Below are 14,079 nucleotides of genomic sequence, written 5' to 3'. Positions count from 1 at the left end.
AACAGCCGTCGGATCTGAGCGCGTCAGCCACGGCCAAGACTAAACGCGCGACGTGATGCCGTACTCACATGGAGACGTTTTTATGCCAGCACACACTTTTGCTTTTCATCTTTCGCCTCGGGGCAAATTGCGCTGGGCGATTGCCAGCCTGTTCTTCGCCGTGCACCTGCCGAGCGCGCTCGCCGGCGGTGTCGTGGTCGCACCGGGACCCGGCGGCACCGCGCAATTGCAGACCCAGGGCGGTGTGCCCATCGTCAACATCGTCGCGCCCAACGGTTCGGGCCTGTCGCACAACCAGTTCCTCGACTACAACGTCGACCGTCAGGGCCTGGTGCTGAACAACGCCTTGCAGGCCGGGCAATCGCAACTGGCCGGGCAACTGGCAGCCAACCCGCAACTGCAAGGCCAGGCGGCGAGCGTGATCCTCAACGAAGTGATCAGCCGCAACCCGTCAGCCATCAATGGCGCGCAGGAAATCTTCGGCCGGCCCGCCGATTACGTGCTGGCCAACCCTAACGGCATCTCGGTCAATGGCGGCAGTTTCATCAACACGCCGAACGCCAATCTGGTGGTCGGTCACCCGGAATTGAATGACGGCAAACTGCAAAGCCTGAACAGCCGCGACGCCAGCGGTCAGTTGCAGATTCAGAGCGGCGGCCTGCGTAACGGCGAGGGCTCGATCAACCTGATCGCTCCGCGTATCGACAGCCAGGGCGCGATCACTGCACGCGATCAATTGAATCTCACGGTCGGGCGCAATCAGGTCGATTACGCCAGCGGCCAGGTGAAAACTGTTGATCCGGCGGGCAACACCGGCGATCAACGCATCGACGCCAGCCTGTTCGGCGCGATGCAGGCCGGGCGCATCAATATTGTCAGCACCGCCGAAGGTGCCGGCGTACGGGTTGGCGCGGTGCAAGTGGCCGGGCGTGACGGCGTGCAGATTCGTTCCGCCGGTGACTTGAGTGTCAGCGGTGAGGCCGTGGCCAACAGCCTCGACGTGACCCGCGCCGGTATTCGCAGCAGTCAGGGCGATGTCGCTTTGCACAGCGGCAAGGACCTGACGTTGGCGGCTACCGATGTCAGCGCTCGCGACGTCGCCGTTGACGCGAAACGCAACCTGACCCTGTCCACGGTCGAAAGCCGCAAGCTTCAGGAAAAGCGTGAAAACTGGAACAACAGCACCATCGGCATCACTTGGGAAACCTACGACCGTACCCAGACTGACAGTGAAACGCGTCAGCATGGCAGCCAGATTATCGCCAGCCGCGACGCCAAACTGTCGTCCGGCAAAGACACCGATTTGACAGCCGCCAAGATCGAAGCCGCGAAAAATCTCGATGTGCACAGCGGCGGCGATCTGCGCCTGACCGCCGCCACCGAAAGCCACACGCAGACCGATCAAGGCAACCACCGCAAGCACCTGTGGAAAGCCGACTGGAACAGCAGCAGCGAGGAACAGCGCAACATCACCAGCCAGTTGAAGGCCGGTAACATCGCCCTGCAAACCGCCGCACTTTTGCGCTCCGAAGGCGCCGAGTTGAGCAGCGCGGGCGACGTGCAACTGGCCGGCAAACAGGTGGAAATCACCACCGCCACACGGACCAATAGCAGCAGCGACAACCGTTACTCCGGTGATCTGGTTGGCGGTGGTTTCTTCGGCAAGACCGGTGATGCCGACAAGGGCAAGACCCTGCATCAGGGCAGCAAGGTCAACGCCAGTGGCAAACTGATCGTCAAGGCTGACGATGTGCGCATCAGCGGCAGTCAGGTACGTGGCGGCACCGACGCCAGCGTGATCAGCGACAAGGGTTCGCTGGTGATCGACGGCGTGCAGGACACCTCGCACAGTAACAACCACGACAAGGACAGCAAGTTCTTCGGCATCACCAAAGACGAGTCGCGGCAGAACAGCAAAGACAGCAGCACTGTGCGCAGCGAACTGGTGTCGGACAGCAACCTCAAGCTCAAGAGCGCCAAGGACATTGCTGTGGCGGGCTCGACCGTTAAGGCTGATGGTGCGTTGACCGCCGATGCAGCGGGCGACGTCAACGTGTCCACCGCGCAGAACACTCACGACAGCACTGACACCACGCAAATCCGTGGCTTCGATGCTTATGCGAAAGAGCAAACGCCGGAGCAGTATCGCGCCGGGATTCACTACCAAGACAAACAGCAAACCGTCACTAGCAACGACGTCACTCAACAAGGCTCCAGCCTCAGCGGCGGCAGTGTGCAGGTCAAGGCTGGCGGTGATGTCACGCTCAAAGGCGCGGAGGTGAAATCCACTGCTGGCGACACGACGTTGAGCGGTAAAAACGTGTCGTTGCTGGCTGAAGCAGACAACCACAAAACCGCCACCGACACCTCCAGCACCGGCGGTGGTTTCTACTACACCGGCGGCCTCGACCGTGCTGGCAGTGGCGTCGATTTCGCCCATAGCACGGCGCAGGATTCGACCAGCAAAACCACCGCACAAACCACCAGTGTGCAGAGCAGCGGTGGCCTGACGATCAATGCTGACAAACTCGCCACTGAAGGTGCGCAACTCAAGGCTGGCAACGGTCTGAACGTCGCCGCCAACGAGATCGATAATCGCGTGGCCAGCAACAGCGAAAGCAGCACGCACAACGACAGCAACTGGTCGGCGGATATCGGTGCCAACGTCGAGTACAAGGACATCGCCCGGCCGATCGCGGGCGCAGTCAAGGACGTGCTCAACGACAAGGTGCCGGACAAGGACTCGCTGGCCAATCTCGGTCAGCCGAACGTCGGTATCGACGTTGCGGTGGGTCACGGCAACGCCAGCAAAACCGAGCAGAGCAGCAACGCTGTGGTCAGCCGTTTTGACGGCGGCACTGTCGATGTGAAAACCACCGGCACGCTGCACGACCAAGGCACCCGATACAACGCCAGCGCCGGCCAAGTGAACATCAGCGCTGACAAACTGCTTGCCGATGCCGCCAGCAACACTCACAGCAACAGCGCTAACGCGGTGGACGCCAAGGTCGACGTGCGCGTCTACACCAAGACCGGTGAAGACGTGAACGTCGCCGGCAGCGGCGCGGGTGGCAGCAGTGCCTCGAGCAAGGACAGTTCCACCGCCGTGGTCGGCGCTTATGCCGGCAGCCAGGGTGTGAACATCAAGGTCGGCGGCGATGCGCAGTTCGTCGGCAGTCGTTTCGACGGCGGGCAGGGCGGTGTGAGCATCAACACCGGGGGGGATCTGGCGCTGAATCAGGCCAATGACCGGCAGAACAGCAACGACAGCAGCCTGCGTGGCAGTGGCTCGCTGACGGTCGGCACCTTGCCGGGCACCGATGGCACCAATGTCGACCTCGGCGCCGGGTTCCAGCTCGATCACACCGGCAAGCAGACCACTGATACGCAGGCCCACGTTGCCAACATCTCAGGCAACGGTCCGCTGCAGTTGCGCAGCGGCGGCAATCAGGTGCAGCAAGGCACGAAAATCGACAGCGCTGGCGGCATCGATTTGCACGCCGACGGCAAGCTCGATCTGCAAGCAGCCACCGACACTCACACCGCCACCGGCAATAATCTCGGCGGCGGCTTGAAGGGCGGCGGCAGTAAAACCAGCAGCGAGAAGAGCCGCGATCAGGGCGGTAATCTGAGCGGCAATTTCAATATCGGTCGGCTCAACGAGGAGTCGAAAACCCTCAGCGGTGGCCAGCTCAACAGCCAGAACGGCATCGCGCTGAGCGGTGATTCGATTCACCTGCAAGGCACGCAAGTCAGCGCACCGAACGTCAGCATCGACGCGCAGAAGGGCGGTTATGTGCAGGAGTCGGCGCAGTCCACCGACAACCGCAATAACTGGAATGTCGCGCTGAATGCCGGCGGCAACCTGAGCCGCAAAACCCCGACCGCCGCTGAGGAGAAGGCCAGCAGCGATCACGGTTTCAACGCCGGGGCCAAGGTGGGCGTGGATTACCTGCAAGGCAGCACCCAGCAGAACAGCCAGATCAAGGCTGACAGCGTGGTGTTGAACAGTGCCGGTGATGCACAGCTGGCGGGGGCGCGGATCGACGCTAAAGATGTCAGCGGCAAGGTCGCGGGTGATCTGACCGTCGAAAGCCGTCAGGACTCGAGCAACCACGCCAAGGTCGATGTCGATCTGGGCCTGACCGCGAAGAAAAATCCGCCGAGCGACAAGGAAAAACTCGCCGGCACCGACTACAAGCCAACGCTGACAGCACAGGGCGAATATGCGCACAAGGACAGCGTGGCGCAGGCGTCCGGAATCAGCGCCAGCCAAGGCGTGAACCTTACGGTCGGTGGTGCCACGCAGCTGACCGGTGCACGCATTTCGGCAACGCAAGGCAACGTTGATCTGGGGAACTCGAAGGTCGTCAGCACTGACCTGAGCAACCTCGATTACAGTGTGAAGGCCGGGTTGGACCTGCCACAGAAGAAGGAAGAAAACGCACCGAAGGTTTCCCTTGAAAACGGCAACCTGAAGGTCGGCCCCGTCACGCTGAGCGGGCATCTGCACGGCCAGTCACTGCAAGCGGGGATTGACGACCGAGGCTAAACCCGAGGGGTGGTGGTTGCAGGCGAATCGGCATCCACCACCAAACCCTGCAGGAGCGGGTAAGCCCGACGCCCACATAAGCGTGGTGAGCTCACCCTGCGGCAGTGTTCATGACGTGCATCCGTGCCAGTTGCGAAGTTCAATGACACAGAATAGTGTGGCGACTCAGAGCAGCTCCAGGGACAGGAACGTCAGGATGGCATCGGAAACGGATTTCGCACTGCAGGAACAAATGATCGGTTGGCGTCGCTGGCTGCATCAACATCCGGAAGCGGGTTTTGCCGAGCGCAAGACCAGCGCCTTCATCGCAGAAATATTGCGCAGCTTTGATTTGCAACCGCATATCGGCATCGGCGGTACGGGGGTTGTCGCCACCATCGAAGGCGAGCAACCAGGTATCGAGATAGCCCTGCGCGCCGACATGGATGCGCTGCCCATCCAGGAAGAAAACACCTTCGCCCATCGCTCAGTCCACGACGGCTGGATGCATGCCTGTGGCCACGACGGCCATAGCGCCATGCTGTTGGGCGCTGCCAGCCGACTGGCGGCAGATCGCAGTTTCGCCGGCAAGGTTCATCTGGTGTTTCAGCCGGCCGAGGAAATCGGCACGGGTGCGAAGGCGATGATGACGGCGGGCCTGTTCGAGAAATTTCGCGCTGAGTGCGTCTACGGTCTGCACAACTGGCCCGGTCTTGCGACCGGCCGATTCGTGGTTCATCACGGTGCGGCGATGGCGGGGGCGAGGCCGTTCGAAATGGTTGTCAGCGGTTGTGGTTGCCATGCGGCGATGCCTCACCAGGGCGCCGATCCGTTGCTGGCCGCGGCCCATTTGGTGACCGCGTTACAGAGCATCGTCTCGCGCAATATCGACCCTGCCGATGCGCTGGTTCTCAGTGTCACTCAGTTCCACTCCGGCGATACCCACAACATTGTGCCCGACACTGCACGGCTGGGCGGCACCATGCGTTACTTCCGCCCCGAGGCCGGCGAGATCGCATCGCGTCGAATGGCCGAGATGGTCGAGCAGTTGGCCGCCGGGATGGGGGTTCGAGCGTCGCTGAAGTTTTTCGAGTTTGGCTCGCCGCCGCTGATCAACAGTGCCGAGCACGCGGACCATTGCGTGGCTGCCGCCAGTGCTGTGGCGGGCCGCGAAAACGTGGGTACCGGGGTCGCACCGAGCATGACCGGAGAAGACTTCGCCTTCATGCTCGAGCGCAAACCCGGCGCTTACATCTGGATTGGCAATGGCTCCGCTGAAGGCGGCTGCTCGTTGCACAACCCGCGTTATGACTTCAACGACGAGATCATGCCACTGGGCGTTGCCTATTGGGTCGCGCTGGCCCGCCAACGCCTGCAGCCCGTCGAACGTTAACGAACTGCAAGCCCGGCCCTGAGGCGCAGCAGGGCCTGGCGCATGACCGGTTCCTGATGAACCAGTGCAATGCGCACGAACGCTTTGCCGGGGTTGCTGCCCTCGGCGTCTTCATGACACAGGTAGCGACCGGGCATCACGCGCAAACCCTGTTCGCTCCAGAGTCGGCGCGCGATCCCTTCACCATCGCCGACCGCCAGCCACAAGAAAAAACCGGCATCGGCGCGCCGGTAATCGGGCACTGCGGCGAGGTACTCATCGGCCAGGTCCCAATTGCATTGCAGTGCCTGTTGCTGACGCTGCACATGCTTTTCGTCGTGCCAAAGCGCTGCGCTGGCGCTGCACGCCGGCCAGGCCAGCGAGACCCCGCAACTGCGATTGAAGCCGGCATAAGCGGCGACGCTGGACGGATCGCCGGCAATGAAACCACTGCGCAAACCCGGCGCCGCCGAGCGCTTCGACAGGCTGTGTAAAACCACGAACGGGCACGGCGCAACTGCATCGGCTTCCACCAGGCTGAGATAGCCGGGGGGGGGGGAGTGCGGGACGAGATCGGTGTAGCACTCGTCGACCAATAACGTCGCCTGGGCGTGGAAGGCCATGTGGCTGAGGCTGATCAATGTGCTTGCAGGCAGTATGTTGCCAAGCGGATTGCCGGGGTTGCACAGCACCAGCGCCGCGATGCTGTCACCGGCCTGATCCAGTTGGCGGGCGAGGCTGGCCAACAGGTCAGCGTCGTTCACGTCATAAAACAGTGCTTGCGCACCGGCGGCATCAGTGGCGGCGACATAGGTCGGGTAAAACGGATTGGGCAGGACCACCACCGGTGCTTTTACGCCACGTGCCCGTGCGCGTGTCACAGCGAGGGCGATGCAGGTCGCGACGGCCTGTTTGGTGCCGGGCGTAGGCTCGATAGCAACACGCTCTTCATCGAGACAGGCGCCAGCGCCGAAGCGACGCCGTAGCCAGCCACTGTAGGCTTCGCGCAATTGGGGAGTGCCAGGCAGAGGCGGATAGCGCGTCCACTGCTCGAGTTCGCACAGTGGTGCCAGCAGTGGCGTCGGGTCGCCAAGCCGGGTTTCGCCCAGGTGCAGGGCGATGACCGGCTGCCCGGTCGCGGGCGGCAGGTCATCCAGCAGGCTTTGCAGTCTGGCGAAGGCATTGCCTGCGGGGGTCATCGGCTGAGCTCTCTGACCAGATCGTTGAGTGAGGTTTTTGATCGAGTGCGCTCATCGACATATTTCACGATCACCGCACAGGCCAGGGATACTCCCGGCAATTTCGGGTCGGCGCGGTTGCCGGCGATCACCACTGCATTGGCCGGGACTTCGCCAAAGCGCACGTCGCCGGTTTCGCGATCGATGATCGGGGTCGAGGCACCAAGATAGACGCCCATGCCGATCACTGCACCGTTGCGCACGATCACCCCCTCGGCGACCTCGCTGCGGGCACCGATGAACACGTTGTCCTCAATGACCACGGGGTTGTTGCCGATCGGTTCGAGCACGCCGCCCAGACCCACGCCACCGGAGATATGGCAACGTGCGCCGACCTGAGCGCAGGATCCGACGGTCGACCAGGTATCGATCATGGTGCCTTCGCCGACATAGGCGCCGATGTTGATGAAGCAGGGCATCAGCACCGCACCTGGAGCAATGTATGCGCCCGCCCGGACCACCGCGCCGGGCACTACGCGGATACGTGCATCGCGGAACGCGGCATCATCCCAGTGCTCGAATTTGAGGGGCAGTTTGTCGTAGCTTTTCGGCCGCCATGGAGCGGTTTCGCCCACATGATTTTCGCGGGTGAGGAACGACAGCAGGATGAGTTTCTTGACGAACGTATCGGCGACCCACTGGCCTTCTTCCAGGCGCGCTGCGCGCAGTTCACCGCTTTCCAGTCTGGCGAGGCCGTCTTCGATGACTGGCATCAGCGCCAGCAGCTCGGCAGACGTCAGTTGCGAACGCCGTTCAAAGGCTTCTTCAATCAATGCACGGTTACTCATTTAACGATCCTTGTGAGGGTTGAAGACGTCGACGGGTTGCCATTGAACCGGGCCGGTATGGTCGTCGAAGGTTTCCGCGCGACGGATTTCCACGACATCGCCGTTGTCAGTCAACATCAGTTCTGCCGGGCGCAGCCGGCCGTTGTAGGTAAAACCCATGGCATGGCCGTGGGCGCCCGTGTCATGAATCAGCGCCAGGTCGCCGATGGCCGGCGTCGGCAAAGGGCGATCGATGGCGAACTTGTCGAAGTTTTCGCATAGCGCGCCCACCACATCGAACACGCCTTCGCGGCGTTGGCCGGCGAAAGGCAATGTCAGGTGGTGGTAGGCGCCGTACAGTCCGGGACGCATCAGCGCGGACATCGAGGCGTCGAGACCGACGATTTCCCGGCCTTTGCTGCAGCGGTTGATCACCCGCGACACCAACACCCCATGCGGGCCGGTAATGAAACGGCCCAACTCCATCAGAAGTTTCGGCGTGTTGCGCGGGAAGGCTTGCTTGAGCGCCTGTTTCAGCGCGGCGGCGTAGGCGTCCAGATCCAGTGCCTGGTCATCGGTGCGGTAAGGAATCCCCAGGCCTCCGCCTATATTGATGTACTCGAATTCGATGTCGGCTTCGCGCGCTACACGCGCAGCCACTTCGATGACTTGCACACCGGCCTGCACTGCAGCCTCCAGTGACAGCTCATTGGCGCACATCATGCCGTGGATCCCGAAACGTCGGGCACCGAGGTCGTAGGCCTGGCGATAGCTTTGCACCAGATCGGCATCGGGCACGCCGAATTTCGATTGTTGCGCATTGCCCATCTGTGACGAGCGGGCGATGACCCCATGAGGTGAGACGCGAAACCCGACAATTTCGGGCAAGGTCTTCACTCGGTCGAGCATGCTGCGGTCATCGAAGGTAATCAGGGCTCCGGCGTCCAGCGCCATCTGGTACTCGCCGAGCGCCGTATTGTTGGAGGTGAAGACAATGTCGTCGCCCCGCGCACCCAGTCGCTCGGCCAGCATCAGCTCGACCGGCGAGGAGCAATCCAGCCCGCTGCCCTCTTTGAGCAACAGGGCCAGAATCGCCGGAGTAGGCAGCGCCTTGACCGCGAAGTACTGACGAAACGCGCTGTCGGCGAAAGCCTGCGCGACGCGTCGATGAGTCTGGACGATGGCGCGCTCATCGTAGAGATGAAAGGGCGTCGGGTAACGTGTCGTCAACTCATCAAGCAGGGGGAGCAAACGTCGGGCAAAGCTTTCGGATATTGGCACAGCAGGTTTCTCCTCGCGGCGCAGGGGGTGGACGGGTTCAGGGCACCAGAGCGACGCACATGGTGCGATTGCGCAGGCCACTGATCGGACGCGTGTAGGGAAAGTAGTACGACTCCTGGATCTCGAAGCCGGCCTCGATCAGCGCATCACGCAGATAGTCCCTGGAAATGAACCAGAAGCCATCGACCTTATCGTGGGCCGCAAACAGCGCCTCGGGATCGCGTGGCGAGTCATTGGAGAACACCAGAACCGTGCCGGAGTCCAGGTTCAGTTCCTTGAGCTTGTCGAAGGTCGGCTTGAGTTCCAGTTCGGGATGGAAGAGGTGGCCCAGCAAGCCATCGGCGTAGACCGACTTGACCCCGGCTAGGGAGCCGGGCTCCAGCTTGAAGAAGTCAACCTTGTGCGCATCGACGCCTTTTTTGCGACTCAGGATCACGGCTTCGTCATTGAAGTCGATGGCTCTGACCTGACGTCTGGCCTCCACCAGATCGCCCTCGACAAATCCGTTGCCGCAGCCAATGGAGAAAATCGTTGCACCTTCCTGGGTGAGCGATTTCAGCTTGAGACCCAGGTGCGAGCGATATTCCGGGCTGTAGGTAGAAGGCGTAATCGAGTCGTTGAAGGCCCCACCCTGTTCCCATATCTCATAGATGGTGGCGTTGCTGTCGCCAAACTTGCGGGCGGTGCCGTAGTAATCTGTCACCTGTTGGAGGTCCTGCATCGGCTTCGTCATCTCTGTCTCTCCTTGTCTAGAGTCGGGCTTGCGCGCGAGTTGCGTCGCAGTCCGTGGGTACACGCACAGGCTCTTGCACGTATTCGATGGACTGCGCCGGCGCGTTGGCCAGCGCAGCAACCAGTGCCTGCAACGGCTGGGGCCGTGCGGGTCCGTAGCACTGGTAAAAGGCAACGGCGGCATCAGGGTCGCCGCCGAGCAGGGCATCCGCCAGCACTCTGGCCAGCGAACGCAAACCGGCCAGCAGGGCGCCGTGATCGACCACCAGTTGTGGATGTTGCGGGTCGTCCTGGCGCAGGGTCAGGGCACCGAGCTGGACGAAGTACGACAGCTGCAGGTACATGCCGTCGCAATCGGGAAAAAGGCCAAGTCCGCGGTTGAGGTAGCGCAGACATTCGCCCAGGTAGTACTCGAGCACCTGCTCGGGCGGAATCTGCAGGGCAGGCGCCCATACCTGGGCAAGAATGAGGATGCCATAGACATCCGCTGCCACCTCTTGCAGCACCACCGATGCCCAGCGGTCAAGGGTGTTCAACGGGCCGTATTGAGTGGCCGGGCGATGGACGAAATGGCCCAGCTCATGGCTGAGCACGCCCAACGCAGGAATGCGTCGCAGGTGTTCGCCAGTCGGGTCATAGTGTTTGCCGGTTGACAGGAACTGCCGGGCCAGCGGCGCCGCCAAATGCTCGACCATGGCCGCGTGGGTATTGGCGAAGTAGTAGGTTTTCTTGAACGGCGAACGTTTGACGCCTTCATCTTCGGGCAGGAAGTAGGCGACATGCTTGGGGTGCAGATTGCCTTCACCGGCCATGAAAAAAACATCAGTGGCGGCGAAGGCCGGCAACTCCCCCAGGCGCAGGTTGGTGTGCAACTGCTTGAGATAGGCGGGGATCTGATCCACCAGGCTCATGGCCAGTTCCACGTCCTGTTGTCGCGCCGGATTGCGTCGGCAGCCAAAGGCTGTCGGCAGTCCTCCCGGTTGCTTGCCGTACCAGGTAGCGATCTGCCCGGCGACCAGGGAAACCTCTTCTTGCAGGCCGGCCAGGGTCTTGAGTATCTCGTCGCTGTAGCCGTATTCGATGGCCTTGGCCCTGAGCTGTACAGCTTGGCGATCATGAGCTCGCTCGAGGTCGTTTTCCAGCGCGCGCAGGGCTTGCGCCACGGCGCCGGGGTTGCTGAAACGTGTGCGTTCTGCCACGCCATCGAGCTTGGCGCTGCGCCATTGCTCATCGATGGCGGCCTTCAGCGCGTCCAGTCGTTCTTGCCAGGCAGCGTCTTGACGAGGGTTCGTCGGCGCAAGATCAAGCAGGGTCAGGTTGTAGTTGCTCGCCGGCGGCCAGAAAGGGCTGCGATAACCGCGGTAGGAGGTGGCCTTGGCAAGATTGCCTGAATAGTCGAACCGATTCACGCTCATTACTCCCTCTACTTATTGATGTACGGCAGCGCCCACTCAGCCTGCAAACAGGCGCAAGTAAGCACGGACTCAGTAACTGGACGATGTTCCGGGCGGGCATGACTAATAGTCGCGGCGCATGTCGGTAACAGCGCGCCAAGTGCGTTGATTAGTTAGGCTTGACCTGGAATGACTGGCTGATCGATAGCCGTGCTGGCACTAACGTCCAGGTGCAATGGCAACTGGACGGCGCAGCAATAAAGACGGGTAGATGACCGGCAGATGAATATCCATATACATTCCTTGAATCACATTCCATGTGAAGGTGTGGCACACAGGGCACCACGCTGCTTGCCGTGGAGCATAACAGCGAATTTTTTTTTACGACAAGTAGGGAGAACTAAAAAAAACTCAAAGAGCCGAAAGAACGGCGATGGCGAAACTAAAAACTCTATAGATTTTATGTAGTTGGTTACTGAATAATATTTTTATTGATTTGTTTTGAGCCCTCGGGACAGGCTGTGTTACGCGCGTCCGGATGATAAGGAGCGAAATAACAAGGGTGCTTAGTTGTGCGCTTTTTTAGTGCGTCAATCTAGGTGGTGTGGCTGTTTTGCGCCGTTCTGGTGCGCCTGCGAGTTGCTTTGAGTTTGCGCAAATTACATTAGGTAATAAGCACCTTCAATTAGGTTATTTGTGATTAACAAGGCACTTGTCAGGGATGTATTGCTTGAAGTAGCTTGTGCCCCGGCTGAACAGAGATATTAAAAACGAAGCATGAAATTGCTTTAGTCAGTCCAGGCGGCACATTGATCTACATGGAACAGGTTTCGCCAATAAAGGCGTTGCCCGTAGGTAATTCGACAAGGAGTGTTATATGAGCGGCATGGCCGGTTGGGTCGACCTGCGTCACGGTGTTGGGCAGCAAGCAAACATTCCTCGTTCGAAAGTCGCCGAAATTGTCTCGGCAATGATCGTTGCGATGTCCGGGCGTGGACCGGACGGGCATGCGGTATGGCTGGGGCCTGAGGTTGCACTGGGACATTGCCGTACAGTCACTTCGCGTTATGACTGGGACGAGCAACCGTGGATTGGCGAGATCCATGGTGCCACCGTGGCTATCATGTACACCGGACAGTTGTACAACGCTGCGCAGTTGCAGCAGCAACTCGCTGGCCTGGGTCCGGCACCTGATCGCTGGTCCTACGCTGAAATCATTCGCCGTGCCTATGCCCAGTGGGGTGTCGGGTTCGTTGAACGCCTCGAAGGCATGTTTGCCATCGCGATCTGGGACGGCCAGAAGCGCCGATTATTGCTGGCGCGAGACCGCCTCGGCTTGCAACCGCTTTACTACACCCTGCGTGACGGCGGCGTCATTTTTGGCAGCGTACCTACCGCCATCAAAGCCCATCCCCACTTTACCGCCCGGCTGGACACGAGCGCGCTGGCCATCGTGCTTCAGCCGCGCATGGCGCTGCCTGGCGAAACCCCGTTGCAAGGCTTGCACGAGTTGCCTCCCGCGAGTGTGCTGACCTTTGACGAACGTGGGCATGAATTGCATCGTTACTGGAAACTGGAAAGCGCCGCGCATACCGATGATTTCGAGCAGACCAAGGACCGCGTCCGCGAACTGCTTGAAGGCGTCGTGGCGCGCCAGTACGTGCATGAAGTGCCTTGCGCGGCGATGTTGTCCGGCGGTATTGATTCCACGTCGGTCGCCGCGCTGGTCATGAAGCAACTGGCAAGCCAGGGCGGCGGCGCAGCACTCGATACCTTCTGCCTGAAGTTCGACAGTGACGAGGATGCCTTTACCTCCACTGAACTGCGGCCTGACATCGATGCACCCTTCGCCGCGCTGGCCGCCGAATACATGGGTACCCGTCACACGACACTCAGTGCAACCATGCAGGATCTGCTCGGCGTCATTCCGGCTACGCGCAAGGCCCGCGGCCTGCCTGGCTGGGGGCAGTTCGATGCCTCGATGTACCTGCTGTTCGAACGCATGCGCGGCAATTGCTCCGTGGCGCTGACTGGCGAGGCTGCCGACGAGATCTTCGGCGGCTACCCTTATTATTTCAAACCCGAGCTGCTGGCCCGTCCTCAGTTTCCGTGGCTGGGCGATGGCCCGAAGCTGGCCCACTATCTGTCGCCGAGCCTGATCAGTGCACAGCGCGTGGCAGAGGACGAACGTGCCCGTTACGACTATTGGCTGAGTCAGGTGCCACGCCTGCCTGGCGAAAGCGGCGACGCGGCGCGCATGCGCGAGGTGCTGTTCCTCGGCATGTCCGGCCCGTTGTCGGTGATCCTGGATCGCAAGGAACGCATGAGCATGTCGCAAGGCCTGGAGGTGCGCGTGCCATTCTGCGATCCGGAACTGATCCAGTACGTATGGAACGTGCCGTGGGAAATGAAGTCCCGTGGCGGCGTGAAAGGTTTGCTCAAGGCTGCCATGCACGACATCCTGCCGCCGACTACCTTGAATCGGAAGAAAAGCGCGTACCCGCACATTCAGGACTCTGAATATGACCGGGCACTCATCAGCGAAGCGCGCTGGATTGCGACTGATCCCAAATCGCCGATTGCCTGGATGTTCGATACCCCGCGTCTCAGCGCACTGATCGAGCAGATCGCCGCGAACCAGCTCAATGCTTCGATGCTGCCGGGCGGCGCCAGTCCCGCGCATCTGCTGATCCAGTTGGTGGAGATGAATCGCTGGATCGTCGACAACGATATCGCGGTGTAAGACACGGTCAGCACGGAAGTC

The 14,079-nt window shown here is 60.9% G+C and carries 8 protein-coding genes; 3 read left to right on the top strand and 5 right to left on the bottom strand.

Annotated elements, in window-relative coordinates; translation table 11 throughout:
- The first annotated feature begins 82 nt into the window (after window positions 1–82).
- Together PspS49_RS19775 and PspS49_RS19770 are read left to right on the top strand one after the other, a co-directional pair.
- On the top strand, window positions 83–4,552 hold the full coding sequence (locus PspS49_RS19775; RefSeq protein WP_160041141.1) for a hemagglutinin repeat-containing protein: 4,470 nt from the start codon (window positions 83–85) through the stop codon (window positions 4,550–4,552).
- Window positions 4,553–4,748: 196 nt separating this feature from the next.
- Window positions 4,749–5,924: a M20 aminoacylase family protein gene (locus PspS49_RS19770; protein WP_150651573.1), complete on the top strand. Its 1,176-nt coding sequence runs from the start codon at window positions 4,749–4,751 to the stop codon at window positions 5,922–5,924.
- Here PspS49_RS19770 and PspS49_RS19765 read toward each other — a convergent pair.
- Genes PspS49_RS19765 through PspS49_RS19745 form a run of 5 tightly spaced genes read right to left on the bottom strand, consistent with a single transcriptional unit; the run spans window position 5,921 to window position 11,336 of the window.
- A complete protein-coding gene (locus PspS49_RS19765) occupies window positions 5,921–7,102 on the bottom strand; it encodes an aminotransferase class I/II-fold pyridoxal phosphate-dependent enzyme (protein WP_160041139.1) in 1,182 nt (393 codons plus the stop codon). The genes PspS49_RS19770 and PspS49_RS19765 overlap by 4 nt on opposite strands.
- Complete coding sequence (locus PspS49_RS19760; protein ID WP_150751195.1) at window positions 7,099–7,929, bottom strand: 2,3,4,5-tetrahydropyridine-2,6-dicarboxylate N-succinyltransferase; 831 nt, start codon at window positions 7,927–7,929, stop codon at window positions 7,099–7,101. Before PspS49_RS19760 ends, PspS49_RS19765 begins: the two co-directional genes overlap by 4 nt.
- The gene (locus PspS49_RS19755) at window positions 7,930–9,189 is read right to left on the bottom strand and encodes a diaminopimelate decarboxylase (RefSeq protein ID WP_150651576.1); all 1,260 of its coding nucleotides are present in this window, start codon (window positions 9,187–9,189) and stop codon (window positions 7,930–7,932) included.
- A gap of 37 nt (window positions 9,190–9,226) precedes the next feature.
- Window positions 9,227–9,922, bottom strand: coding sequence for an oxin biosynthesis protein (locus tag PspS49_RS19750; protein WP_127929093.1), 696 nt, complete (start codon window positions 9,920–9,922; stop codon window positions 9,227–9,229).
- Between the two features lie 16 nt (window positions 9,923–9,938).
- A complete protein-coding gene (locus PspS49_RS19745) occupies window positions 9,939–11,336 on the bottom strand; it encodes a hypothetical protein (RefSeq protein WP_160041137.1) in 1,398 nt (465 codons plus the stop codon).
- An 856-nt stretch (window positions 11,337–12,192) separates the two neighbouring features.
- Here PspS49_RS19745 and asnB point away from each other — a divergent pair.
- Window positions 12,193–14,058: an asparagine synthase (glutamine-hydrolyzing) gene (gene asnB, locus PspS49_RS19740; protein WP_160041135.1), complete on the top strand. Its 1,866-nt coding sequence runs from the start codon at window positions 12,193–12,195 to the stop codon at window positions 14,056–14,058.
- Window positions 14,059–14,079 lie beyond the last annotated feature (21 nt).

This window comes from Pseudomonas sp. S49, assembly GCF_009866785.1.
GTDB lineage: Bacteria > Pseudomonadota > Gammaproteobacteria > Pseudomonadales > Pseudomonadaceae > Aquipseudomonas.
This window is presented reverse-complemented; position numbering and strand designations above follow the sequence as displayed.

What these genes read in the sequence shown, in the direction of transcription:
- PspS49_RS19775 (WP_160041141.1), top strand. Translation starts at nt 83, where the DNA reads ATGCCAGCACACACTTTTGCTTTTCATCTTTCGCCTCGGGGCAAATTG.
- PspS49_RS19770 (WP_150651573.1), top strand. Translation starts at nt 4,749, where the DNA reads ATGGCATCGGAAACGGATTTCGCACTGCAGGAACAAATGATCGGTTGG.
- PspS49_RS19765 (WP_160041139.1), bottom strand. Translation starts at nt 7,102, where the DNA reads ATGACCCCCGCAGGCAATGCCTTCGCCAGACTGCAAAGCCTGCTGGAT.
- PspS49_RS19760 (WP_150751195.1), bottom strand. Translation starts at nt 7,929, where the DNA reads ATGAGTAACCGTGCATTGATTGAAGAAGCCTTTGAACGGCGTTCGCAA.
- PspS49_RS19750 (WP_127929093.1), bottom strand. Translation starts at nt 9,922, where the DNA reads ATGACGAAGCCGATGCAGGACCTCCAACAGGTGACAGATTACTACGGC.
- PspS49_RS19745 (WP_160041137.1), bottom strand. Translation starts at nt 11,336, where the DNA reads ATGAGCGTGAATCGGTTCGACTATTCAGGCAATCTTGCCAAGGCCACC.
- asnB (WP_160041135.1), top strand. Translation starts at nt 12,193, where the DNA reads ATGAGCGGCATGGCCGGTTGGGTCGACCTGCGTCACGGTGTTGGGCAG.